The organism is Bythopirellula sp. (assembly GCF_041737835.1).
Lineage (GTDB): Bacteria > Planctomycetota > Planctomycetia > Pirellulales > Lacipirellulaceae > Bythopirellula.
The window spans coordinates 157920-181421 of sequence record NZ_JBGSQY010000072.1 but is presented as its reverse complement, the minus strand read 5'-3'; the positions used below and the strand labels follow the sequence as shown (position 1 = coordinate 181421).

Here is a 23502-nt window from a genome sequence, read left to right as displayed (position 1 = left end):
GGCTCGAGTCGGCTTCTTCGGCGAGCCGGAGCATGTATGTGCCCGGCAGTTTTTACGGCATGTTGAACTTCGGCTATATTAAACGACTCCCAGCCGATCACATTGAGAACGCCCCTTCATGCCCCCCACTTTCAACGTCGACAATCTCGGCCTCGCTTCGGCGCTGCAACTCACCCTTTGGTCGAGCCAGCCGGAAATGCGAACCCTCACGGCCCAAGCTCTCACCGCTTTTGGCAACGAGGCCCAAGCCGCCGATCTCACCGCGCTGGGCATCGCATTCGTTAGCTATTTGCAATTTGATTCCGACGAGATTGAGAGCGCTAACTACCCAAGCCTCAAAGAATTCAAGGTCACCCACAGCGAGTTGAGCACCTTTGGCCCCACCGGCCGGGTGCGCGACAAACGGTCCGTGCGAATCCTCACCGGAGAACGTAACGGCCCGATTTTGCGCGGCTTCGGCGAAGTCGACCATCCGCAAGAAATCACCGCCGTGTTTTCACACCTAACAAGCCAACAATGGGAGCGACTCGCCACAGTCCTCGGCTGGAACCCTCGCGATCTCAGCACAGCGAGCGCCCCCGGCATCGCGTTCTACCCCACCGCCGATCCTGAGATGACGCTGCTGAGCCCGCCGTTCTGGACATAAAGGCGAGCCGGACATGTCAATGTCCGGCATTTCTTCAGAGTGAGCCGAAACGCGCTAGCGTCGGATTCGTCACCAGCGAGCCTTCAGCGTGAGCGCCCGGAGAATGCGGGCGAATTTCAATTAGCCTTGCCAGGTTTTAAAGTGCCAGCCAATCCTCGACCTTCAAATTCGGAACACGCCCAAACTCGGACAGGTTATTTGTAACGAGCGTGAAGTCACGACTCAAGCAAATCGCTGCTATTTGTAGATCGAACGGTCCGATCAATTGGCCAGTGATTTCGAGTTGATGCCGGATGAGTGCATAATGTGCCGCCGCATCGTCATCGAATGGGAAGGATGCAAAGGGTGCAAGTGTATCGACGACCTTCGCCACGCGGCGGTCGCGGTTGCCATATTTCTCTGCTCCATGCAGTAGTTCGGCGCGGACAATCGAACAGCAAAAGATATCTGTTGGCTGCAGCGCTTCGAGTCGTGTGCGAATAGCACTGTCCGAATGCTTAAGATAGTGAATCCAACTATTGGTATCCAATAGATAGGACATCACCATTGATCCCGCTGTGGCAATTCACCCTGTGTGGGGCGCTCAAGTTGCTCACCAGTAAGTGCGCCCGAAGTTTGCTCGAAATAACCGACAGGCCATTGATTGGCAGTAGTTGCTGAGGGTGTGATGAGAGTTACCTCGGCGCGAGCACCGTTCGGCAAGTCCACAGGTTGCAGCGGACGAAAAACTCCAGCATCGAAAATGGCGGATATGGGCTCGCTCATATCTGTAGTATATCTCGTGGCAACGAGATGCGTCCAGTTTTAACATGCGCCCCCGGCCAAAACTGACCACTCCCCTTCCCCTCTCAAATCTCGATAATGTCGCGTGGGCCGGAACTCTCTTGGCGGCACGCCACGGAGAGAGAACCTCAACAAAAAAATCGCGTGATCGATTTGCCCAAACCACAGCCCGTAGTGGTAAGGCCGTCTACCAGCACGAGATCTAGGCCCGAAGTCACAGACCTCAGCCACAGGATTTAGGCCGCAGCCACAAGAATTTGGTTGAAAATCGCTGAAAATCCGAGGTCGGCGACCACGGCTACGGAAATTTTCTCGAAATTTGCGGTCCGCTTGCCGCGGCCAGCGACTCTATTGGTGTAGAGGAGCCCATGGAACTGACACAACAACCCGCCGCCAAGACGCTGATCCCAGCCATCGCTATCACCGATGGCGAGTTGCTGATGCGGTTCGCGCGGCATAACGATCAGGCCGCCTTCACCACTTTGGTCGAAAAGCATGGCCGCTTGGTTTGGGCCGTCTGCTGGCAAGTGCTGCGTGAGCATCACGAGATCGAAGACGCCTTTCAATCGACGTTCTTTATTCTCGCCAAGCGAGCACGGTCGATCCGTTCGAGCGATTCGCTCTGCGGCTGGCTGTATCGCGTGGCCTACCGCACCGCGTTGCGTGCGCGGATGGCCTCGAAGCCCAAACCACTTTCTGAATTGGTCGCCGAGGAATTGTCGTCGATTGACGACAAGTTCCAAGCGATCGAGCAGCACGAACAACGGGCCGTGTTGATGGAAGAACTGCACACATTGCCCGAACAATATCAGCAACCGCTGATCCTGTGTTATTTGGAAGGTAAAAGCCGCCGCGTGATTGCCGACGAACTCGGCTGCTCGCTGGAATCGATCAAAGGGCGTTTGGCCCGGGGCCGGCAAGTGCTGCGGCATCGATTGATTCGCCGCGGGTTTAGCTTGTCGGTTGCCATGGGAACGATGTCGCTGCCGCTGAAAACCGCGACCGCCGCCGTGACTCCGAAGCTGATTGGCATCACCGTGACCGGCGCGGCCGGTTGGGCCGCCGGTGCCGCTTCGGCCGCGAAAATTTCGACCACCGTTTCGTCCCAAGTGATTCAACTCGCTCATCAAGGAACAGTCGCCATGACCATTGCATCGTTTACCAAACCCGTTGTGTTGGGTGTTGCCTTATTAGGAGCCGTTTCGGCGAGCCTCGCCATTGATTCAGCAGGCGATGGCGGCAAAGGCCTATCAACAGCGCAAGCGATCGATCTCACCGCAGCCAATACCGTGCAAATCACGGCCAACGTCACGGGCGAAGATGAAGCCGCCGTCGAAGTGACCGTCGGCAAAGAAGTGGCCGAAGAGAAGAAGGAGCCGAACAAACAGGTTACGGGTAAAAACTTTGAAGTCGAGGTTAGTAGGGAATTGGCCTATGCACAAAAAAAAGGTGAGAAGGGTGTTCTCGTTCTAGAGCGACGTGTCGCACCGCCACGGACTGCGCAACCGGTAGAAGTGAGAGTGCCTCAGACCCCGGTGCCTCTCAATATGTATCCGGCCCAACCGCCAACACCTGTTTACTATCCGCAGCCTTATCCCGTCGCTCAGCCGCTTGATATCCAACTTGGTGGTTTGAATTTCGAGGCAAACATAAAGCTCAGAACGCACGAAGCCAAGGTTGCGGAGTTGCAACTGGAGAGTAAAGTGCTAGAGATCGAATCGTTTGATGTTAAAGGCGAAGAAAAGGAAGTCTTGCTCAGGGAGTCGCGCAAGAAGTTGTTGATGGCCGAGGCGGAAGAATTGCGGATGCAGGTCGAACGCCAAAGGGAAGAGATTAAGCAACTTGAGAAAGCGATGAAGGAGCAAGCCGAGGGCATCAAGAAGCAAGCCGCCCAGCATGCTGAACAAGCCAAGGCATATGCCAAGCAGACGGCGAAACACGCCAAGAACGAAGCCATAATTTTTTCCGCCGTTGCCGCCAAAGAGGCGAAAGCCGCAACGACGAGTGAACTGGCCGCTGCTTGGGGGCAAAGTGGCAGTACCTCTCCCGGCATACTCCAGCCGGGCGATCAGATTACGATTGAAGCCATCGGCGTACTTCCCGATAAGCCCATCGAAGGCACATATTTAATTGAACCTAGTGGTACGGTGCCACTTGGGGCAGCCTATGGAAGAGTTAAGATCGCCGGCATGACGGTCATTGATGCCGAAAAAGCAATCCTCAAAGAACTCACGAAAACTGTTGAAGATGCAAAGGTTCAGGTGACTCGCCAGCGCCGTATGCTGCAGCCAACTTTTCCGATACAAGGTTCAAACCTGACAATACCACAGCCTTCGTACAGCACTCCGGTGGGCATTGACGCCGCCCCGGTCGAAGAGAAGTAAACTCGGCGAGCGGATTATTTAGCGTCGATTCAAGAACTGAGCCGCAACGCGCTAGCGGCGGGTGCTTAGCTGCACCGTCAGGAATTTGGAAAACCTGATACTTCCGCCTCACGGCTCACATTATGCATTCCGCGTGCAAGTTGTTCTGCAACGATTGCGCAAGCTACTACTCCTACTGAGCATAGAGACGGTACAATCGTTCCCGCACTTCCGGGTGGTGGTGTTTGACGCCAAAAAACGGTGACCTATTTTAGTGTGACTGGTCGGAGGTGAACCATAGTGGATAGCGCTTGACCAGCGGGTACGATCCGCGAGTTATGCCGTGAGCGCTGCTGTTTCCGAACACAAGAATGACTCTCAAATCGACGGTTATGTGTCGATTCCCGGTCATGCTTTGCAGCTGCCGACTTTCGCGAAGATCGATCTCTATGCAAGCGAATCCGGCGTGATGTCGCCGACGCTCATTCGTGGCGCACAAGTTTCATATAGCACCAAGCAGGCCGAATTGCTGCAGAATCGCCAAACGATTCTCATCCGTCGCGGCGATTTACCCCTTGCCTCGGCCAGCGTCGCAAAACACATCGATACGATCCTATATAACAATCGCATTGGCATTGCCGAGCGTTTCGCTCTCTTGCAACTCGCCGTGTGGGATTCGCTCGAACATAACGCCAGGCGCATCTATGCCGACAAGTTTGTGGATATCGCTCGGCAAATCAGTCCGCAAATTGCTACCTTGCTCAAAGACAGCCCCGTCACCGCGAGCGAACTCTATGAAAAATCGCTCCGCGACGACTCGCGGGCAACGCACTTAGTGAACGTCGCTGCCTATTGCGTGCTGCTTGCCCAGCAGATGGGCTGGGACGATCCCCAGGAACATGCCGAGATCGCGTTCGGAGCGCTGCTGCATGAATTCGGCAAGATCTTTATGCCGCAAGATCTCGTCCACAAGGCTGGCCGTCTGACCGTGCAGGAACGCGAGCTCTTGGAGAAGTCGCCGCAGCTCGGTTATGAGAAGCTGTGTGATAATTCGCTGGTCAAGTTCGGCCCGCTGATGATGATTTATCAGCAGCAGGAACGGTTCGACGGCAGCGGCTATCCCGTCGGTGTCGAAGGGGAAGAGATTCACGAATGGGCTCGCATCCTGGCCGTGGCGGACGTATTCGATACGATGATCTCCAAGAAAACCTATCGTCGTAAGAATCGCGTATCCGAGACATTGCTCTATTTGGCCGACAATGCGGCGAAACATTTTGACCCTAAGGTGGTGCTATGTTGGAAGAACATCTATCAGCAACAATAAGTAGCCCGATGTGGGAGAACGTCCACGCGCGGGCCGAGTTGCCCTGCGCTGAGGAGGATTACTTCGGTATCAGTGGAGCGAGTCCCACGTCGCCTGATTCCCGTCGGCGCTATCGGCGGATTCGTGTGCGTGGTCACGTCGCGGTGAAACGCGGCAGCGAAACCCTCGGTGCGTACACGATCGACGTTTCTCCCATGGGGACCGGTTTCTACAGCCCGATTCAACTCTACCCCAAAGAGCGCGTTACCGTGATGTTCGCAGACTACGGCCCTCTCGAAGTGCAGATCTCCCGCTGCCGTCGAGTGCGACCCAAGTGCTACGCCTGCGGTGGCATGTTTCTGCAAAGCAGTATGAACCCCGCCGCGTATCGCGAGTTCTTGAGGGTATTGAAGGTGTAAAATTTCCTGCGGGTGTTTTCTTTTCTCTCAAACACTCTCTATAATCAACGGCGTGCCCGGCGGCATAAGGGGCACAATTCAGGCAAGCACCCATAGTCCTGATTGTGTACGAAAGGGCCGCCATGCTTACGCAGGCCGATTTGCAGATTCCGACGCTGGGTCTCAACGAGATCCCCTCGCCGTTGAAATTGGTTTCTTCCACACCCGGCGATGGGCTGGGAGATTTTGTCCCCGGCAGTTCGCGCGTTCGCTATCAGCTTGATACTTCGCCCGACGCACCGCTGCAAGACATCGCCTTTGAGCGCGCCGGCCCGCGCGAACGCGTTTACTTCGATCCCTATTTCACGACCGCCGCGATCGTCACTTGCGGCGGGTTGTGCCCCGGGCTCAATAATGTGGTTCGCTCGATCACTCTGGAGCTCAAACACAACTACGGTGTGAACCGCGTGCTGGGGATTCGTAACGGCTACTGGGGTTTGAATCCCGCCTCGGGGCTCGAGCCGATTGTGCTCACCGACGACAAGGTATCGCACATTCAAGACGTGGGGGGCACGATCCTCGGATCCAGCCGCGGGCCTCAGAAACCGTCGGTGGTGGTTGATTTTCTCCAGCGTTCGCACATCGACATTCTCTTTTGCGTCGGCGGCGACGGCACGCAACGCGGGGCCCACGGGATTTACGAAGAGATCACCCGACGTGGTTTGAAGATCGGCATCGTGGGGATTCCCAAGACCATCGACAACGACATTATGTATGTCTTCCGCACGTTCGGTTTCGCCACTGCGCTCGAGCGGGCCCAGCACGCGCTCTACTGCGCGCATATCGAAGCCAAGGGCGCGCCCAACGGCATCGGTCTGGTGAAACTGATGGGCCGCGATGCCGGGTTCATCGCCGCGTGGGCGACGCTCGCTAGCCAGGAAGTGAATTTCTGTTTGGTCCCCGAAGTGGAGTTTGCGCTTGATGGCCCCCACGGTTTGCTACCGGCGCTCAAAGATCGGCTCACTGAGCGCAAACACGCTGTGATTGCCGTCGCCGAAGGCGCGGGCCAGCATCTGTGCGGTCAGAACGTCAACGGCCAGGACCAATCGGGCAACCGCCACTACGGCGACATCGGCGTCCATCTCAAGGAGCGGATCGCGAATTACTTTCGCGAAGAAGGAATCGAGATTGCGCTCAAGTATATCGATCCGAGCTACATGATCCGCAGCGTCCCCGCGAATACGGCCGACCGTTTGCTGAGCGATCAAATGGCCCGCTACGGTGTCCACGCGGCGATGGCCGGTAACACCGACGTGCTGATTGGGCATTGGAACAATATGTTCGTTCACGTGCCGATTTGTACGGCTATCGCCAAGAAGAAGCGGATGGAAGTCACCGGTGACTTGTGGACCAGCGTGCTGCTCGCCACCGGGCAGCCCCCCTGGCCGGGCGTACGTGAGGAGCAGCTTCAGACGTTGTAAACCCAAGCATTCATTATGCCGCGTGGGAATTGCTCATCTGATTCTGGTTGATGGTCTGCTTATTGTTTTCCCGTGCGCGCCGCCACAATGTCATGATCACTTCATGCAGCGAATCCGCCTGACATTGGCGATAGGGCGAATCTGCTGGCAAATCCTTCATCAACCGGCGATGTGCCTCGGCCAGGGCGTGATACGGCATCGTAGGAAATATGTGATGCAAGGCATGATACCGCAAGCCGATAGGAGCCCACAGGCCACCGATCACAGGATTATTGGGATAGTTCACCGAATCGAGCATTTGCTCGACAAACGTCATTTCGCGGTCGCCCAAATGCGTCCAGCGATGGGCTCCCAATGTGCGTAGGGCGTTGATCGCCATGACAAACACACCGGTCAAATAGACGTGAGGCAGGAACGAGAGAGGCAGCGGTTCCTTGAACAGTAAGCCTCCGGCCCAAAAGGTCCGCACCGCCATAAACCCCATAAACAAGAACACCATCACCTCTTGCAAACGAATGATGCGCAAAGTTCGTTGGGTCGGCAGGGGCCGAATGTATGTCGGATCCATGATCATTGACGAAAGATGGCGGTGGACCCAATTGCGTATCGTGGGGCTGATCCAAGTCAGCGGTGTCAAAATGCCAAATCGAAAGATTACCAGCACGGGGACGAAAAAAATTTGCGACAGATACAACAAAATTTGCCAGGCGGGTAGTCGGGCCAGTGCAATGTATTCCCCATCTTCCTCCGTGCCATAATGTTTACGACGATGATGATCGAGATGTGTGTAATAGACAAACGTCGGAATTAAGAAAGGAATTCCACAGAGCATGTTCCAGACGAACCGGAACGCATTGAACTCGCCCGCGCGAATGTGTACCAGCTCATGGATGAATAGCGAGCAGCGGTAAATCAATAGCGACGAGATAAAGAAACAGACAATCCGAATCGGCCAATGCCAAGCGACATCGGCCGTCAACCAATGCGGAAAATCAACCAATTGGAAGCAGGCAATCCCGATGCCCCAACTCACCAAAAGGTCAGGCCAATAGATCCAGGGATTGGGGGTAAAGTGTTCGCCGACAATGCGGCGGGCTTCACTCAGGGAAAACTCACCGATGGGGGGTGAGGCCGGGGAAAGAGCAACTTGCGTCATATTTCCAGGAGGGTGGTCTTAAACCAAATGGTTATTGAGAGAAACTGAAGTGCCCCGCCGAATTTTGTCGATGAAGCACGTTTCGGAGTGTAGCTACGTTGGATTTTCGTGAACAGACGAATCGTGCCCCCAGCTTGCCAGCTGTTGTTGGAGGCCCGGGACGGCGATAAACTGGAGAATCTACTAGCGGCGATTCCCACCTTGCCGATACGGCAGGACCACCCCTGCCCCGGCTGTCAGCGATTGGTTTTGAATTCGTGCAAGAAGTTGTCATCACAGGCCTGGGAATTGTCTGCCCGCTGGGCATCGGGCGCGAGGCTGTCTGGTCGGCACTCGAAAGCCGGACCAGCGGCATCCGAACGCTTCCCCGGCTCGTCGAGGCGGGCTTTCCCATCACGTTTGGCGGCGAGCTAGCAGACTTCGACGGCAAGCAATACGTCCAGCCCCGTAAGAGTCTGAAGGTGATGTGCCGCGAGACGCAGCAAGCATTCACCGCGGCAGAGCTAGCATGGGCCGACGCCAAGCTGGCCGAAGCCGCCGTCGACCCTGAGCGGCTGGGGGTCGTTCTGGGAGCGAACGTGTTCCGCTCGGAGATGGACGAAATGATCGCGCTCTACCGCGCGACAGGCGTAGACGGCAATTTCGATTTTGGTCGATGGCAAGCCGCCTTCAAAGAACTGTACCCCCTGTGGATGCTCAAGTATCTCCCGAACATGTCGGCCTGCCACATCGGCATTTCCAAAGATGCCCGCGGCCCAAACAACACGATCGTCGAAGGCGACATCTCGGCGCTGCTGTCGATCATCGAAGCTGCCGACACGGTCGCCCGTGGCCATGCCGATGTCATGCTCACCGGTGGCACAGGTTCATTGTTGTCGTGGGTGGATGTCTGCTGGCATGGTGGCGCGCGGATGTCACGCAACAACGCCGATCCTGCTGGTGCATGCCGGCCGTTCGATAACAACCGCGATGGTTTTGCGATGGCCGAGGGCGCGGCCGTATTTGTGTTAGAAAGCTTGGCGCATGCCGAGCAACGTGGCGCCAAGATTCTTGGTCGCATCTTGGGTTATGGTCGCCGCGTCGAACAGATTCCAACCGGCAAGACAATTTCCGGTCAGTCCATCGCACAAGCCATTCAAGCCGCTTTGGCCATGGGACACGTCGCGCCCAGCGAAGTGGGGCACGTCAATGCGCACGGTTTGGCAACGATCGAAGATGATGCCGCCGAAGCCAAGGCGATTCAAGAAACTTTGGGCGACGTACCAGTCGCCGCCCTCAAAGGATTTTTAGGCAATGGCGGGGCTTCCAGCGGCGCGGTGGAACTCGCCCTCAGTTTGATGGCCCTCGAAAAGAATGTCGTCCCCCCCACGCTTAACTGCGACGATCCGGCCTTTGATATGAATATGACCAGCACGGTGCAATTCGCGCGTTCGCCAGCGTTCCTGAAGCTCAACCACAAATACACGGGTCAGGCTGTGGCGCTGCTCGTGGGCGTGAGTTAAGGTATTGCCTTAGAAATTATTGTTATCCTACACTACCCTCTTCGCATCGCACGATCGATATCGCGCTGCATGACCTTCTTCTTCATGTCATCGCGCTTGTCGTAGAGTTTCTTGCCCTTACAAATGCCCAGCAGCACCTTGGCCCGTCCGTCCTTGAAATACATCTTCAAAGGCACAAGCGTGAGATTTTTTTCAAACGCTTGATCGGCAAATTTGTTAATCTCTCGGCGATGCATCAACAGCTTGCGGCGCCGCTTGGTCACGTGATTTAACTGGTGCGCGTAGACGTATTCTTGAATGTCGCACCCCACGAGCCAGACTTCCCCCTTGTCGACGCGGGCGTAGGCCTCTTCCAACGAGATCTGCCCTTGGCGCAGGCTTTTGACCTCGCTCCCGACCAGCACGATCCCGCACTCCAACGTGTCGAGCACGGTGTAGTTGTGGCGGGCCTTGCGGTTCTCGGCGATTGTTTTTTCGTTCTTGTCGTCGCCCTTTTTGGCCGACGGTTTGTCCTTCTTCTGCTTAGCCGTGGCTGTGCCTCCCTTAAAAAATAGAAAGACCTATTATAGCAGCCCAGGTTCGAGGTGTCGCGAGGCGAATGTATTGCCGTGTTTAGCAGTTACGAAGTTAAATAAAGTTTTTTTGGGTAGATATTACGTACAGTTGACCAAGGGCAGGGGTTGAAGGACAAACTTGTTTTCAGGAGCCAGCCAGCCTGCTAAGATACAGGGTGTTACTCCCCGTATTTTTGGCGTTAGGCACATCGACGGAACAGCGATGAGCACTCCTACTAATAGGCCGACACTCGTAACCGAGCCTCCCCCATTTAATCTCCCGCCTGATCACAAGGGGGCGTTGGATGATCTTGATGATGAATTGCCTTGGAACGAACTTCAGGAAGATGCTCCGGCATGGTTAATTAGTGTATTGTTCCACGCTCTGATTGTAATTCTTCTGGGGTTAATGAGTGTGGGTGTCGATCAGCATATGATGGACCCTTTGGAATTGGACGTCTTGTCGACTTACAGCCCTGTTAGAGTCGAGGACTCCTTGGATTCAGCTGCGAATGAAGTCGAACCAGAACAGTTGGTTGAGGAGTTTAAGGTTCTGCCTGCGATGACAGCGACTGCCGAGATTCTCGGTGATCCGGTTTCTCTCACTGGGGTAGTTGCTGACGTTAATTCCGATTGGCAGGAGATGGTTGCCTCGGAGAACGGAACCCAATCATCAACTGGTCGAGGTTCATCCACAGGGCGTCATGGAGATGAGAGTGGGATAGGCACAGTCATCGATAGAACGAGTTTCTTCGGATTGGCTGGCGAGGGAGGCAAGTTTGTCTATGTGCTTGACCGTTCTGATAGCATGAACGCCGTGCTGATGCAATATTCCGAAGGTACTATAGTAGGCACAATTGTTCCCTTAGAGGCCGCGAAAACGGAGCTCAAACGAAGTTTGTCAACTCTTTCCGATAGTAGTCAATTTCAGATCGTTTTTTATAACCATGCGGTTGAGTTTTTTGGAGCGGGCGAAGAGGACTCCAAGATGTATCAAGCGACACCGCAGAATAAGAAGCTTGCCTTTAACTATATTAATCGCACGCCTGGACTCGGTTCGACCGATCATCGGATTGCCTTGGACGCTGGAGTCGCCTTTGAGCCCGATGTAATTTTTCTCTTAACCGATGCACAACCCCATAACGACTTGTCTCCCGATGTAGTCATGCGGGTGATCAAGTACTGCAAACGCTATCACATTCAAATAAACGTTGTTCATTTTTCTGATACACCACGCCCTGATTCCACAATGATCTGGATGGCCGAAGGGACGGGTGGGAAACATGTATTTCTCGATTTGACGTCCTTCGTTAACTCGGTCAACGCGACAGACTTAATTAGAGCATTTTAATCATGCCGAGTCTGAAGTAGGGAGTATCTCTGCGCGTCGCACCATACACGGAATCGACTATGTCTAGTTTTTCTGGCTGCTTCACAGCAAGAGAGATGTTCGCTGCTGAATTTACTGCTGAATATCGCTCTGCGATGCGGCCGTCGCCAGCGGTTCAGGCAGCACGTGTAAGCCACTCTCTTTTTCTTCTCGCAATTGGTCGGGAATTGGTGGTGGAGCATCCGTTTCGGCCGGAGGCTGATTTACGTCTTTTAAATCCGTTTCCGGACCAGGGAGGACTTCGGGCTGTGTCGCTTCCTGGGTTGTTGGATTAGGGATGCCACCTTCTGGAGTTTCGTCATCGATTGATTCGATCAATGGAATCTCTTCGATGGGAGGCAAGGGATTGCAGACGATATCATTCATCGTCAGCCCGTTAGGCATCCATCCGCCGCCGCCGAGGGCTTGGTAGGTGTTGACTATCGCAGCGAGTTGTTGCTGTTTGGTTTCGATTAACACCATTTTGGCTTCCATCATGTCGCGCTGTGCAAGCAGCACTTCCATGTACTCGGCGCGGGCGTTCTGGAACAGCTTCGTGGCATTGTCGACCGAGGACTCCAAAGAAGCCAATTGCTCCTTTTTGATTTTGATGCTTTGGCCGTAGTTTTCGACTTTCGACATGCGATTGACGACTTCGACGTAAGCATTGAGCACGGTTTGTTGGTACTCGTAGACGGCTTGAATTTGTCGTGCATTTGCGCTCATGTAGGCGGCCTTGATGGCCTTGCGATTGAGGAGCGGTGCGACGATATCGCCGCCTGCGCGATAGAGCATCGATTCGGGCGTGTCGAGCAGATAGTTGGTATTGAAGGCTTCCAGACCAACGCCGGCGCTCAGATTGACCGATGGGAAGAAGCGGGCACGGGCCACTCGTATGTCGAGGCCACAGGCCGCCAATTCGCGTTCGGCTTGGCGGATGTCGGCACGGTTCTGCAAAAGTTGTGAAGGAACGCCGACGTTGAGCGCGCGGAGGTTCAAGTTGATGTATTCGGTGGAGAGCCGTGCAATTGGTTGCGGGAAGCGACCGAGCAGGAAGTTGATACGATTCTCGACCTCGACCATGCGTTGCTGGATGATGAGCTTTTCGCTTTGGTTTTTCTTGACTTCCGCGAGGAAACGCTGCACAGCCAATTCGGTATCGCGGGCCGCTTCCTTGCGAGCTTTGGCAAACTCGAGGCTTTGTTCTTGGATCTCGATGGTCTTGTCCAAGGTTTGCATGCGGCTGTCGAGCGCCAAGAGTTCGTAGTAGTTCTCGGCGACTTCGGCCACTAAGCGGGTGACCATGTAGGTCTGTCCGTCGCGGGTGCCGAGATAACGCAAGGCTGCCGCGTCTCGGGCGTTGCGAAGTTTCTTCCAGATGTCGATTTCCCACGAAATGTTGGTCGCAATCAAGAAGTCGGGCAGAGGTTCGGGGAAAGTCTTGCCGGGAGCGACGAGCAATTGATCCTCGACGGCACCATCGCGTGTGAAGCGGCTCGGTTTTTCGATGCCTGCACCGAGTCCTAGACCAACAAACGGCAAGTATTCGCCTTTGCGGGCTTCAACTTCGTTACCTGCGATGCGAATGTCTTGATAGAGAATCTTCAACTCCTGGTTGCCGTTGAGCGAATCGTAGATTAAGCCCAAGAGCATGGGATCGTCGAAGAACTGGTGCCATCCTAGGTGCGCCGAGTTTTCAAAACTCATTTCACCACTAAACGTATCAGGCAGCGGCGGCGCCTTCTGCGCGCAGCGAAGCTGTGGTATGCAACACGACGGCAGAACCAGCAAAAAGCCAGCTACGATCACTGTCGATAGCGCGAAGTTCCATCTATCCGCGTTCGAAGATCTCTGTAAGAGGTACATCATGCTCATCCCTGATTAAACTGCGCCCGTCGGCAATCCTTGCGAACAGGTAATAGAGACCGGGAATCACCAAGACCCCGATCACAGTGCCCAACAACATGCCACCCACCGCGGTGGTTCCAATCGTGCGGTTGCCGATGGCCCCCGGGCCCGTGGCGCGGACCAAGGGAATCAAACCGGCAATAAAGGCGAACGAGGTCATAAGAATTGGCCGGAACCGAAGTTTTCCACCTTCGATGGCCGCATCCCTGATGCTGACACCTTCCTTGTGCCGCTGCACGGCAAACTCAATGATCAAAATTGCATTCTTGCCCAGCAGACCGACCAACATGACCAAACCAATTTGGGCGTAGACGTCGTTGGCCAGTCCCATTGCCTTTAAGAATAGGAACGAACCAAAGAGCCCGATGGGGAGCGACAAAATCACGCCCAACGGAATCAAGAAGCTTTCGTATTGCCCGACCAGCACAAGATAGACGAACATCACGACGATCAAAAAGATGTAAGTCGACGTGTTGCCTTTGTTGGCTTCGTCGTAGGAAAGGCCCTGCCAGCCGATGTCATATCCGCGTGGCAGTGTTTCGGCGGCAACCTCTTGGATAGCTTTGATGGCCTGCCCCGTGCTAAATCCCGCGGCTGGCGCGCCTTGAATGGCGGCTGTCGGATAGAGGTTGTAACGGCTGATTTCGTTGAGGCCCTGCGTCTTCTCAAGCTTCATGAACGCTGAGTAAGGGACCATTTCCCCCGAATCGTTCTTGACGAACATATTGTCGAAGTCACCCGGATAACGGCGAAATTCCGGCAAGGCCTGAACATAAACTTTGTAGAACTGCCCAAAGCGGACGAAACCTTGTTCCCAAGTGCTACCGACCACAATCGAGAGATTGTTCATCGCGTCGGCAATCGACACGCCCTTTTGCATTGCGACGTCGTTATTGATCACCAGTTCGTACTGCGGGTAGTTGTTGGCAAAGAAGGTAAAGAGGCCCTTGAGTTCTTTACGCTTGCCTAAGGCCGCCATGAACTTGTCGGTCACTTCGCCGAGTCGGTCGTAGTCGCCGCTGTTGGTCTTATCGAGCAGATTCAAAGCAAAACCACCTGCAGCACCGAAGCCGGGAACCGCGGGGGGTTCGTAGAATTCGAGTTTGACGTTGGCAATCTCGCGGCCTTTTTCTTCGAGTTCCTCGATGATCTGCTTCGAGGTCAATTTGCGCTCGTCCCACGGTTTCAAGTTGATGATACACGTACCCGCGTTCGAGCCACGGCCTTCGGTCAAAACCTCGTAACCTGCGAGCGAAGAAACCGAAACGACCTCATCGAGCGACTCGCAGATTTTTTGCAGCTCGTGCGACTTGGCGTTCGTGTATTCGAGCGTCGAGCCGGGAGGCGTTTGAATAATGGCGTAGATGATGCCTTGGTCTTCGAGCGGAATAAATCCCGTGGGAAGCTCCGTGTTCACAAAGAAAATTCCGACGCCGAAGCCCGTGATGATGAGCAAGGTCAGCATGCGGCGAGACACGAGTCCCCCAAGGACCCAGCCATAGCCGTTGGTGAGCTTGACGATGCCGCGGTCCACAAATCGCAGGAAAATCGTGAGCGGGTTAAGGCTTTTCTTTTTGTTTGGATCATACGGCTTAAGAATCATTGCACATAAGACCGGAGTAAGCGTTAGCGCCACTACGCCGGAGAGCACAATCGACATCGCCATCGTCAGCCCGAATTGGCGATAGAACACGCCCACCGGACCTGGGATGAAGGTCACGGGAATAAACACGGCGGTCATCACCAAAGTGATGGCGATAATGGCGCCACTTATTTCGTGAACAACCTCTTTGGTCGCTGCATAAGGCGAGAGGTGTTTGGTATGCATTTTTTCATGAACGGCTTCGACCACCACAATCGCGTCGTCGACCACCACGCCAATGGCAAGCACCAACGCGAAGAGTGTGATCAAATTGATCGACATGCCGAAAATCAGCATGAAGAAGAACGTGCCAATCAAAGAAACCGGCACGGCCAGCGTCGGAATCAACGTCGAGCGGAAGTCGCCTAGGAACAGGAACACCACGAGCGCGACCAACACAAAGGCTTCGATCAGCGTATGCAAAACTTTTTCAATCGAAGCTTCCAAGAAGCTGGAAACGTCGTAACTCACCTGATAGTCCATACCCGGCGGGAACGATGCTTCCTTGATCTCTTCGAGCTTCTTCTTGACGTTCTCGATCACGACCGTGGCATTTGAGCCCGGGGTTTGCTTAAGAACAATGGCCGCCGAAGGATAACCGTCCATGTCTGAGTACAGATCGTAGAACGATGAGCCCAATGAAATCTTGGCGACATCCTTGAGCCGAAGGATTTCACCTTCCGGGTTGGACTTCAAGATAATTTGCTCATATTGCTCGGGGGTGTTGTAGCGTCCCACCCAAGTGAGCACATACTCAATTGTCTGCGAAGTTTTACCGGTAGCCTGACCGAGTCGACCGGGTGAGCCAATCATGCTCTGCTCCGCCAATGCCTCCATCACGTCTTCGGCTGAGACGTTGTAAGCCCGCATGCGGTCGAGATCGAGCTCGACACGCATGGCGTAAGAACGGTTGCCCAAAATGTTCGCGCGACCCACGCCGGGGATACGTTTGATTTCATTGAGAATATTGACGGTCGCAAAGTTGTAGAGAAAGTTTTGATCGACGTTTTTGTCTTTGCTGAAGACGTTTACATACATCAACATGCTGGCCATGTTCTGCATGACGATGATGCCCTCGCGCTCCACGATGGGAGGAAGGTTGTTTTTCACGGCCTGAACGCGGTTGTTGACGTTCATGACCGCCACGTCTGGGTTCGTGCCCGGCTCGAAGATCACTTGGATCGTGGCTTCGCCGGCGCTGGTGGCGTCGGAGATCATGTAGCGCATATCCTGCACGCCGTTGATCGATTGCTCCAAAATCACGAGGACCGACTCGATCAACACCTTGGCGCTCGCGCCTGGAAACGAGACTGACACCACGACGCTTGGCGGCGCGACGGTTGGGAATTGAGAAATGGGCAGCGAAACAATCGCCAACCCACCCATGAATAGGATGAGCAGCGAGATCACAATCGCGAGCGCCGGTCTATGGAGGAACTTTCCGAACATAATGTTTTCGTTGTACCGTCTCTTCCTGCAATGGAAGCGGCTGTTACTCGGCCTTATTCTTGAGGTTGCTTAGAACTTCTTCTGGATTGCGATATTCGAACTCAGGTATCTCGCCGTCTTCGACCTGTCGGACTCCTTCCAGGACGATTTTGTCGTCAACTTGGAGCCCTTCTTTGATCACGTAAATGTCGTCGAGTTCATGTTCGACGGTGATTTCCCTCTGTCGCACGGCATTATCCTTATCCAAGACGTACACGTAACGCTTGGCGAGCGTTTCGAACGTGGCTCGCTGGGGAATGACGAGCGCGTCATGCACCTTGCGATGGATGAGAATCGTGCCAGTTTGCCCGTGGCGCAATAAGCGAGTGGGATTCGCGAAATCCGAGCGGAAAGCGATGTTGCCCGTCTCGTTATTGAAGTCGGCCTCGATCGCACTGATTGCGCCGCGCTCGCCGAAGGTTTCACCATTGGCAAGCACAAGCTCAACTTGCAGATGTTCTTGGTTGCCGCTCTTTTCTTGCTCATCGAGTTCGGCTTTGTATTCGAGATAGCGCGCTTCGGGAACGTTGAAGTAAACCCACACCACGTCGTTGTCGGAGAGGGTCGTCAGGATGTCGCCTTCTTCGACCAAGCTCCCCTGTTGTTCGTGCAGACGGTCGATGATGCCGTCAAAGGGAGCTTTCACGTCGGTAAAATTTAGTTCTGCCTGCGCCAGTTTTAAGTTAGCTGTGGCTTTTGCCAGTTTCGCTTTCGCTAAGGCCACTTCCTTATCTGAAACCACGTTTTGCTCGAACAACCGGGTCGTGTTGTTAAATTCAATTTGCGCCAGTTCCGCCTCGGCTAGTTCGGAATCGAGCTTGGCTTGGTAAAGAGTTGGGACGATCTTGAACATCAACTCGCCTTGCTTCACCGCCTGGCCTTCCTTGACGGGAATGGCCTCCAGATACCCTCCCTCCAATGCGCGGACATCAATATGGCGGCGTGAGTGAATCTGGCAAACGTATTGCTCTGTGACAGTCACCTCTTCGTCTACCGGGCTGGTGACGACGATTTTGTGCTTTTCTTCGCCGTGGTGTACCGCCGGCTTATGGCAGCCGGTTACGAACAGACCAAGCGATGCTGTCAGGAGAGTGAAGGTGGCTGAAGCTTTCATAGCGTATGCGTTCTGGATCGCCCGAAGGCGTCGCTGCTGTGATCAATGGCGGGATAGGGAAATTCGTAGTTTGCCCGGCTCCATCCTGACTTCATCGAGACAGAAGAAAGTGTGGGCTCGGGGCAATCCGGTGACTGGCGGCTACCACGAACTAGTGCCGTGATAGCTGTGACAAATGGGTGGTGGACCAGCGTTGTAGGGGTTAGGTGTGTTTACTCCGTGTTGGATCGCTGGCCAAAAACTAGGGGTGGGTCGTCCCCCATTTGGGGCGTCGTGTAGGGAGTGCCATGCATGAAATCTCTGTTCTCATTCCTCGCCCAACAAGTAATAGTGCCGAATGCTGTGAATCCCGCCTATTTTTCGGTCCATTGCTTTTTGGACAGACGCCTCAATGTTTTCTCAATGTCACTTGCCGAAGCTTCGTGGCGATTCGTTACCATCGTGCGCAACGCTAAATCCCCACTAACCGGTTTAATTGTCTTCTTCGGCATTAAGCATATACGCAAATCGACGCAATCTGTTTTTCTTACTCTTTTTTAATGAAGTTCCCATACACCCGTTCACTGGCAGAATGCTGTTAGGCAAAGGAGATAAGCTTTAACGAGGCCGTCTTGATAACCTCCAAGTGCCACGAAATAAGGTGTTATTAGTCCTACTTATCGTGTGATGCGTGCGATTTATTTTCCATTACGATCCCATTTTTATTAAAGATCGCTAACTCGCGGTGGCTTAACAACTTGTAAGGTTTCGGGCGAGTTGAGTCAGACTGATGCCGCGGGAGGGCCGACGTTACTATCAATGAGGACCGAAATGCGGTTCTCGTTTATTACTAAAATGAAAGCTTTGCATGTCCAAGCTCCTCTCGTTGTTGATCGTTACTTGGTCGTTCGCGCTGCTCATCACGTGCACGTCATTCGCCGAGGGGCAAAAATCGGAAAGCGGTTTGATCGACTTTCAGTCGGCAGAAGGTGGATTCAGCATCGTGCTGCCGGGGAAGCCGGCGCACGAAACCGCCAAAGTCGGCGACGCCAAAGAGACGCAACATCAATTCACGGTTGGTGCCGAGCAAGGAGCGTTCATCGTCTCTTACCAAGACAATCCCAATCTCGCAGGAAGCACACCGAAGCAGCTGGCGGCCGCCTTGGAATCGGGCCGTGATCGGCTGCTCGAAGTGTTTGGCGGTAAGTTGCTCCATAGCAAAGAAGTTCAACTCGACAAGACGCATCCTGGCTTGGACTTTCGCGTGACGATCCCCCAGGCAAAGGGAGAAGCCCGTTGCCGCTTTTATATGGTGGGAACGCGGCTCTATCAAATCTTGATTGTGGGCACGCCCGAGTTCACGAAGTCCGAGCAAGCAACCGAAGTGATTGAATCCTTCAAGTTGCTGAGATAGCGAGACTATCCCATCTTCTCAACTGGAGTGAGGTCACTCGACTGGCTATTATTTTCTCAGCTTTTCAGTGCAGTTGAGAATCGCGTCGGGACAGCAGTGCTCCAGCAAATAGCCCGCTTGTGTAAATCTGTGGGCTCGAATCGATTTAGACAGTAAAAAATTCAACACCAAATTACTGATCGATAGGTCGTTATATGACGACATATTAAACTGTAAGCCGTCATGTGTTTTTGTAGTCAACAGAAACACCGTGATTAGGCTATCGTCACAAAGTTAAGGACTTATCGATGCGAGTCAGCCTGATGATTTCAATGCTATTTGTGATATCAGCAGTACCAGTTCACGGCCAAACCAACTCAAGCCATTCTCAACAGGCGGCCATACAACCTGCTGAGGATCCCAATTTACATCACCCTCTGTTTCGTCATGCAACATTCCAGCAAGCGTGGGAAGCGGCCCAGGTCAATCAGTGCCCGATTTTCTTGTATGTGACTTCCGACAATTGTCGCTACTGTAAGAAAATGCTGCGCGAGACGCTTGATCAGCCGCAGGTAGGAAGAGTGATTGCAGACCATGCGGAACCGTATGCTTTTAACGCGACAACATTCCCAGAGTTAGCGCAGAAGCTGGGTGTGCGTGGATACCCTACCACGCTGGTGATTTCACCAGATCGGCAACTCATGTGTCAGATCGAAGGCTTTGTCGAGCCCCAGGAATTTATGAAGCGAATCAAGCCGATTTTTCAGGACTTTGAATTGGCCCAACAAGCTTCCTACAAGTCGAGATAGAGACTTCGGACCGACTTTCGGCCGTCCACAGTACGAAAAAGAAATTCCATCAAAAGCCTCCACGAGGATGAAATTTCCGAGATTTCATGAGGGAATTAATGTTGACATATCGTGATATTACGATATATTTAATGTCGTGGAGAGTATGAAATGCCAAAAACCATTAAACTCACGGAAATGAAAGCCTTGGAGCAGGCTGCCGAGTGCTTGCGCATGTTGGCTCACCCTCATCGCCTACGGATGATCCAAATGCTGCTGCAAGGGAGATACACTGTTGGTGAGCTTGCTGAAGCATGTGAGCTAGCGAGCCCCATGGCGTCCGAACATTTGCGGTTGCTGCAGCATTGTGGGTTTTTGACGAGCGAAAAGGAAGGTCGCAAGGTGTATTACCAAGTGGCGGACACCCATTTGAAGAATATTCTGCGTTGTGTTGAAAGTCGGTTTGGTGTCTGTGAAACAGCCATCTGAGTTTTTTTTGAAACAATATGTCGTAAGTTAGATACATGTCTATCTTTTTGATTAGCAAGGGAGCTGGGATGAATGTCATTACGATTTCGCCGCAGGCTTTGCGCGATACAGCCTCAAAAGACTCGCTTATTGAATTAATCGATGTTCGTACCCCAGCGGAGTTTCGCGAAGTGCATGTCGACTTTGCTCGGAATGTACCGTTGGACAAGATCGACCCAGCGCAGGTAGCGGACGAGCGTCGCGGGCCAGAATTTCCTCTCTACGTGATTTGCCGTTCTGGGAGTCGCTCGAAGCAAGCTTGCGAAAAACTACTTCGCGCGGGGCATACAAACGTTGTGAGCGTGGATGGGGGGACGGCAGCCTGGGAAGAGGCTGGACTGAGTGTCGTCCGTGGGAAGAAAGTCATATCACTCGAGCGTCAGGTGCGTATTGCAGCTGGTCTGATGATCCTCGTAGGAACGGGGCTGGGATTCTTCGTCCATCTCTACTGGTTTGGACTCGCTGCTTTTGTTGGGGCTGGGCTGACATTTGCAGGAATCACCGACACCTGCGGCATGGGAATGATCTTAGCGAAAATGCCTTGGAATCAAGTACGTAGCAAGCCAGACTCCTCGTCGAAAACAACATCATGCCAGGTAACTCGTTGCTGTTGAACTAACCATTGGCCCAGCATCTGACTGGGCCCCTAAGGAGTGCGTTCCTATGTTACTCAAATACTTTTACGACAAATCACTAGCTCATGCTTCGTATCTCGTAGGATGTCAAAAGACCGGAGAAGCAATTGTCATCGACCCAGGTCGAGACGTTGAGCAATATTTGCAAACCGCCAAATTGGAGGGCCTCCGAGTTGTCGCCTCAACCGAAACTCATATCCATGCGGATTTTGTCTCGGGTTCTCGTGAACTTGCTGATCGGGTTGGAGCCAAGCTTTACCTGTCTGACGAAGGGCCAACTGACTGGAAGTATGCTTTTGCAGAACAGAATCACGCCGAGCTTTTGAAAGATGGTGACGAATTCTTTGTTGGCAATGTCAAGCTATCGGTGGTGCATACTCCTGGACACACACCAGAGAGTATTTCGTTTTTGCTCACCGACGTGGGGGGAGGGGCCAATGAACCCATGGGAATTTTTACGGGTGATTTCGTGTTCGTCGGTTCGATTGGCCGGCCGGACTTGCTGGAAACAGCGGCGGGTATTACGGGTAGCGCGGAAATCGGAGCTCGACAGCTTTATCATTCCATGCGGAAGTTCTTGCAACTTCCCGACCATTTGCAAATTTGGCCCGCGCATGGTGCGGGGAGCGCTTGTGGCAAAGGCCTGGGGGCGGTTCCTTCGAGTACAGTCGGATACGAAAGACTGTTTAATCCGGCCCTTCAATACGACGATGAAGAGCAGTTTGTCGACTATATCTTGACCGACCAGCCAGAGACACCGTTTTATTTTGCCGTCATGAAACGGGTGAATAAACTTGGACCCGAACTGCTTAAGAATCTTTCGCCGGTTTCCGAGATAGACGCCAAGCTCTTGGCCGTGACCGCAGCCGAATATTTAGTCATCGATACAATCGCGAGTGCAGAATTTGAATCGGCGCACGTTCCAGGCACGATAAATATTCCCGCATCCAGCTTGGTTCAATGGGCTGGTTTCTTTGTGGATTACAAACAGCCGCTTTATCTGATTACCGAGCAAGACTCTCTGCCCACCGTATTGCGGGGATTGCGATCGATTGGGATCGATCAGATTGCCGGTTACTTCGATCCAGAGAAGGTGCGGAGCCAGGGCCTGCGAACACAATCCTATGTTTCTGTTGCCCCCAAGGAATTGCAAAGCCGGATTGCTGCTGGAGAGGTCGCCTTGGTTGATGTGCGGGCGGCAACAGAGTATCGCGCGGGCCATATCCCCAACGCTCAAAATCACTTTTTAGGGACCTTGTTTCGAGACCTCGATGAACTTCCAAGGGATCGAACCCTTGTGGCTCAATGTCTTGGCGGTGGGCGCTCGGCGATCGCGGCAAGCCTTCTTCAAAAAGAGGGCTTCGACGTTATCAACATGGAAGGGGGATATCGAGCTTGGGTCAATGCGGGATTAGAAACGAAAAGTGAAACCCAGAAGGTTAAGTCGTGATCAAGCCTGCCAACGCGCTAGAACTCGATGCATTTGTTCCGGGGAATTGGGAGCCTGTCTACTTTACAAAGCTTAGTGGCTCAAGAAGAAATTAATCTTATGCGACAACATCGATCTCGGGCCACCAATCTACCTGATTCAGCGTTTAGCCAAGACAAACTCCTCTCGTCATTTCGCATATGAGTTGGAGTTTTTCGCATGGCATTCTTAACCGTGGTCTTTGGCGCGATCGTCGGCTTTTCGCTGGGACTCACAGGCGGGGGTGGAGCCCTGTTTGCGATACCTCTTTTAGTTTACGGGCTGGGAGTCGATCCACGTGAGGCCGTTGGAATATCATTAGCTGCAGTGGGAGCAACATCTGCCATTGGCTTGGCGGGCCGTTGGAAGGCTAAGCAGGTCGAATTACAGACCGGATTGCTGTTTGCCGCAGCCGGTATGTTAGGTGCGCCGCTTGGCTCCTGGCTATCGGCGCAGATTTCAGAGAAGCTGCTCCTCACGATGTTCGCTATTTTAATGTTGCTCTTGGCTGTTCGGATGTGGTTTAAAGCGGATCAATCCGTCGTCAAAGTCATATGCGTTCAGGACGATGAAACTGAAGGCCCCACGTGCCGTCGAGATTCCGAAGGCGTTCTTCGTTTGTCTTCTCCCTGTGCATTACTGCTAATCATCGTCGGTGTATTAACCGGGGTCTTGTCGGGTTTATTTGGCGTTGGAGGCGGCTTCGTCATTGTGCCGGCCCTTGTCCTTTTCAGCGGGATGCCGATCCATCGCGCCGTGGGAACTTCTCTGCTAGTCATTACCTTCGTCAGCATCTCCGGCGTCGCATCACATCTCTGGGCTGGGCGTGATATTTCTTGGGAAGTTACTTCGCTGTTTCTTGTTGGGGGCATTCTCGGCATGTTCGGAGGAATTTGGGCGAGTCGATATCTTTCAGGAGCTTCGCTTCAGCGTGTGTTTGCGATCGCGATAGTCCTGGTTGCGATTTTTGTCATCGGTCGAACAACCTTTCCAATATAGGAGCT

19 protein-coding genes and 1 pseudogene are annotated in these 23502 nt (G+C 53.6%); 13 read left to right on the top strand and 7 right to left on the bottom strand.

The window, feature by feature from the left end; translation table 11 throughout:
* Positions 1–118 precede the first annotated feature (118 nt).
* Positions 119–646 carry a hypothetical protein gene (locus AC6T8Q_RS20090; RefSeq protein WP_500680781.1) on the top strand — a complete coding sequence of 176 codons (528 nt, stop codon included), beginning with the start codon at positions 119–121 and terminating at the stop codon, positions 644–646.
* 136 nt (positions 647–782) lie between these two features.
* Here the strand turns inward: AC6T8Q_RS20090 and AC6T8Q_RS20085 are convergent, their stop codons facing one another.
* The gene (locus AC6T8Q_RS20085; RefSeq protein WP_500680780.1) at positions 783–1187 is read right to left on the bottom strand and encodes a type II toxin-antitoxin system VapC family toxin; all 405 of its coding nucleotides are present in this window, start codon (positions 1185–1187) and stop codon (positions 783–785) included.
* Positions 1187–1411, bottom strand: coding sequence for an antitoxin family protein (locus AC6T8Q_RS20080; protein WP_500680779.1), 225 nt, complete (start codon positions 1409–1411; stop codon positions 1187–1189). Before AC6T8Q_RS20080 ends, AC6T8Q_RS20085 begins: the two co-directional genes overlap by 1 nt.
* A gap of 386 nt (positions 1412–1797) precedes the next feature.
* On the opposite strand from AC6T8Q_RS20080, the gene AC6T8Q_RS20075 reads away from it, so the two are divergent.
* The 4 genes from AC6T8Q_RS20075 (at position 1798) to AC6T8Q_RS20060 (ending at position 6974) form a co-directional block, all read left to right on the top strand.
* A complete protein-coding gene (locus tag AC6T8Q_RS20075) occupies positions 1798–3813 on the top strand; it encodes a sigma-70 family RNA polymerase sigma factor (protein ID WP_500680778.1) in 2016 nt (671 codons plus the stop codon).
* 322 nt (positions 3814–4135) lie between these two features.
* On the top strand, positions 4136–5116 hold the full coding sequence (locus AC6T8Q_RS20070) for an HD-GYP domain-containing protein (protein WP_500680777.1): 981 nt from the start codon (positions 4136–4138) through the stop codon (positions 5114–5116).
* A complete protein-coding gene (locus AC6T8Q_RS20065; protein WP_496920378.1) occupies positions 5086–5514 on the top strand; it encodes a PilZ domain-containing protein in 429 nt (142 codons plus the stop codon). Before AC6T8Q_RS20070 ends, AC6T8Q_RS20065 begins: the two co-directional genes overlap by 31 nt.
* A gap of 122 nt (positions 5515–5636) precedes the next feature.
* A complete protein-coding gene (locus tag AC6T8Q_RS20060) occupies positions 5637–6974 on the top strand; it encodes an ATP-dependent 6-phosphofructokinase (protein ID WP_500680776.1) in 1338 nt (445 codons plus the stop codon).
* Between the two features lie 13 nt (positions 6975–6987).
* On the opposite strand, the gene AC6T8Q_RS20055 is transcribed toward AC6T8Q_RS20060, so the two are convergent.
* The gene (locus AC6T8Q_RS20055) at positions 6988–8130 is read right to left on the bottom strand and encodes a fatty acid desaturase family protein (protein ID WP_500680775.1); all 1143 of its coding nucleotides are present in this window, start codon (positions 8128–8130) and stop codon (positions 6988–6990) included.
* A 257-nt stretch (positions 8131–8387) separates the two neighbouring features.
* Between AC6T8Q_RS20055 and AC6T8Q_RS20050 the strand changes: the two genes are divergently transcribed.
* Positions 8388–9632 carry a beta-ketoacyl-[acyl-carrier-protein] synthase family protein gene (locus tag AC6T8Q_RS20050; protein ID WP_500680774.1) on the top strand — a complete coding sequence of 415 codons (1245 nt, stop codon included), beginning with the start codon at positions 8388–8390 and terminating at the stop codon, positions 9630–9632.
* Positions 9633–9664: 32 nt separating this feature from the next.
* Here the strand turns inward: AC6T8Q_RS20050 and smpB are convergent.
* Positions 9665–10117 (bottom strand): annotated as a pseudogene (gene smpB, locus AC6T8Q_RS20045) (SsrA-binding protein SmpB); the annotation flags it as partial.
* Positions 10118–10487: 370 nt separating this feature from the next.
* On the opposite strand from smpB, the gene AC6T8Q_RS20040 reads away from it, so the two are divergent.
* A complete protein-coding gene (locus AC6T8Q_RS20040) occupies positions 10488–11537 on the top strand; it encodes a vWA domain-containing protein (RefSeq protein ID WP_500680773.1) in 1050 nt (349 codons plus the stop codon).
* A 111-nt stretch (positions 11538–11648) separates the two neighbouring features.
* Here the strand turns inward: AC6T8Q_RS20040 and AC6T8Q_RS20035 are convergent, their stop codons facing one another.
* Genes AC6T8Q_RS20035 through AC6T8Q_RS20025 form a run of 3 tightly spaced genes read right to left on the bottom strand, consistent with a single transcriptional unit; the run spans position 11649 to position 17707 of the window.
* On the bottom strand, positions 11649–13421 hold the full coding sequence (locus AC6T8Q_RS20035) for a TolC family protein (RefSeq protein WP_500680772.1): 1773 nt from the start codon (positions 13419–13421) through the stop codon (positions 11649–11651).
* A complete protein-coding gene (locus AC6T8Q_RS20030) occupies positions 13387–16554 on the bottom strand; it encodes an efflux RND transporter permease subunit (protein ID WP_500680771.1) in 3168 nt (1055 codons plus the stop codon). The genes AC6T8Q_RS20035 and AC6T8Q_RS20030 overlap by 35 nt, the downstream gene beginning before the upstream one ends.
* A gap of 43 nt (positions 16555–16597) precedes the next feature.
* The gene (locus tag AC6T8Q_RS20025; protein WP_500680770.1) at positions 16598–17707 is read right to left on the bottom strand and encodes an efflux RND transporter periplasmic adaptor subunit; all 1110 of its coding nucleotides are present in this window, start codon (positions 17705–17707) and stop codon (positions 16598–16600) included.
* Between the two features lie 847 nt (positions 17708–18554).
* Between AC6T8Q_RS20025 and AC6T8Q_RS20020 the strand changes: the two genes are divergently transcribed.
* The 6 genes from AC6T8Q_RS20020 (at position 18555) to AC6T8Q_RS19995 (ending at position 23497) form a co-directional block, all read left to right on the top strand.
* Positions 18555–19100 carry a hypothetical protein gene (locus AC6T8Q_RS20020; RefSeq protein WP_500680769.1) on the top strand — a complete coding sequence of 182 codons (546 nt, stop codon included), beginning with the start codon at positions 18555–18557 and terminating at the stop codon, positions 19098–19100.
* Between the two features lie 287 nt (positions 19101–19387).
* Positions 19388–19888 (top strand): thioredoxin family protein, encoded by a 501-nt coding sequence (locus AC6T8Q_RS20015; protein ID WP_500680768.1) that lies wholly within the window; start codon positions 19388–19390, stop codon positions 19886–19888.
* A gap of 150 nt (positions 19889–20038) precedes the next feature.
* A complete protein-coding gene (locus AC6T8Q_RS20010; protein WP_500680767.1) occupies positions 20039–20356 on the top strand; it encodes an ArsR/SmtB family transcription factor in 318 nt (105 codons plus the stop codon).
* A 68-nt stretch (positions 20357–20424) separates the two neighbouring features.
* The gene (locus tag AC6T8Q_RS20005) at positions 20425–21009 is read left to right on the top strand and encodes a rhodanese-like domain-containing protein (RefSeq protein WP_500680766.1); all 585 of its coding nucleotides are present in this window, start codon (positions 20425–20427) and stop codon (positions 21007–21009) included.
* Between the two features lie 49 nt (positions 21010–21058).
* Positions 21059–22480, top strand: a complete 1422-nt coding sequence (locus tag AC6T8Q_RS20000; RefSeq protein WP_500680765.1) for an MBL fold metallo-hydrolase — start codon at positions 21059–21061, stop codon at positions 22478–22480.
* 198 nt (positions 22481–22678) lie between these two features.
* A complete protein-coding gene (locus AC6T8Q_RS19995) occupies positions 22679–23497 on the top strand; it encodes a sulfite exporter TauE/SafE family protein (RefSeq protein ID WP_500680764.1) in 819 nt (272 codons plus the stop codon).
* Positions 23498–23502: the final 5 nt, after the last annotated feature.

Bases quoted from the DNA above. Each gene is read 5' to 3' on its own strand.
- AC6T8Q_RS20080 (WP_500680779.1), bottom strand. From the start codon at position 1,411: ATGAGCGAGCCCATATCCGCCATTTTCGATGCTGGAGTTTTTCGTCCG.
- AC6T8Q_RS20025 (WP_500680770.1), bottom strand. From the start codon at position 17,707: ATGAAAGCTTCAGCCACCTTCACTCTCCTGACAGCATCGCTTGGTCTG.
- AC6T8Q_RS20015 (WP_500680768.1), top strand. From the start codon at position 19,388: ATGCGAGTCAGCCTGATGATTTCAATGCTATTTGTGATATCAGCAGTA.
- AC6T8Q_RS19995 (WP_500680764.1), top strand. From the start codon at position 22,679: ATGGCATTCTTAACCGTGGTCTTTGGCGCGATCGTCGGCTTTTCGCTG.
- AC6T8Q_RS20075 (WP_500680778.1), top strand. From the start codon at position 1,798: ATGGAACTGACACAACAACCCGCCGCCAAGACGCTGATCCCAGCCATC.
- AC6T8Q_RS20085 (WP_500680780.1), bottom strand. From the start codon at position 1,187: ATGTCCTATCTATTGGATACCAATAGTTGGATTCACTATCTTAAGCAT.
- AC6T8Q_RS20010 (WP_500680767.1), top strand. From the start codon at position 20,039: ATGCCAAAAACCATTAAACTCACGGAAATGAAAGCCTTGGAGCAGGCT.
- AC6T8Q_RS20005 (WP_500680766.1), top strand. From the start codon at position 20,425: ATGAATGTCATTACGATTTCGCCGCAGGCTTTGCGCGATACAGCCTCA.
- AC6T8Q_RS20020 (WP_500680769.1), top strand. From the start codon at position 18,555: ATGTCCAAGCTCCTCTCGTTGTTGATCGTTACTTGGTCGTTCGCGCTG.
- AC6T8Q_RS20055 (WP_500680775.1), bottom strand. From the start codon at position 8,130: ATGACGCAAGTTGCTCTTTCCCCGGCCTCACCCCCCATCGGTGAGTTT.
- AC6T8Q_RS20035 (WP_500680772.1), bottom strand. From the start codon at position 13,421: ATGTACCTCTTACAGAGATCTTCGAACGCGGATAGATGGAACTTCGCG.
- AC6T8Q_RS20060 (WP_500680776.1), top strand. From the start codon at position 5,637: ATGCTTACGCAGGCCGATTTGCAGATTCCGACGCTGGGTCTCAACGAG.
- AC6T8Q_RS20030 (WP_500680771.1), bottom strand. From the start codon at position 16,554: ATGTTCGGAAAGTTCCTCCATAGACCGGCGCTCGCGATTGTGATCTCG.
- AC6T8Q_RS20000 (WP_500680765.1), top strand. From the start codon at position 21,059: ATGTTACTCAAATACTTTTACGACAAATCACTAGCTCATGCTTCGTAT.
- AC6T8Q_RS20090 (WP_500680781.1), top strand. From the start codon at position 119: ATGCCCCCCACTTTCAACGTCGACAATCTCGGCCTCGCTTCGGCGCTG.
- AC6T8Q_RS20065 (WP_496920378.1), top strand. From the start codon at position 5,086: ATGTTGGAAGAACATCTATCAGCAACAATAAGTAGCCCGATGTGGGAG.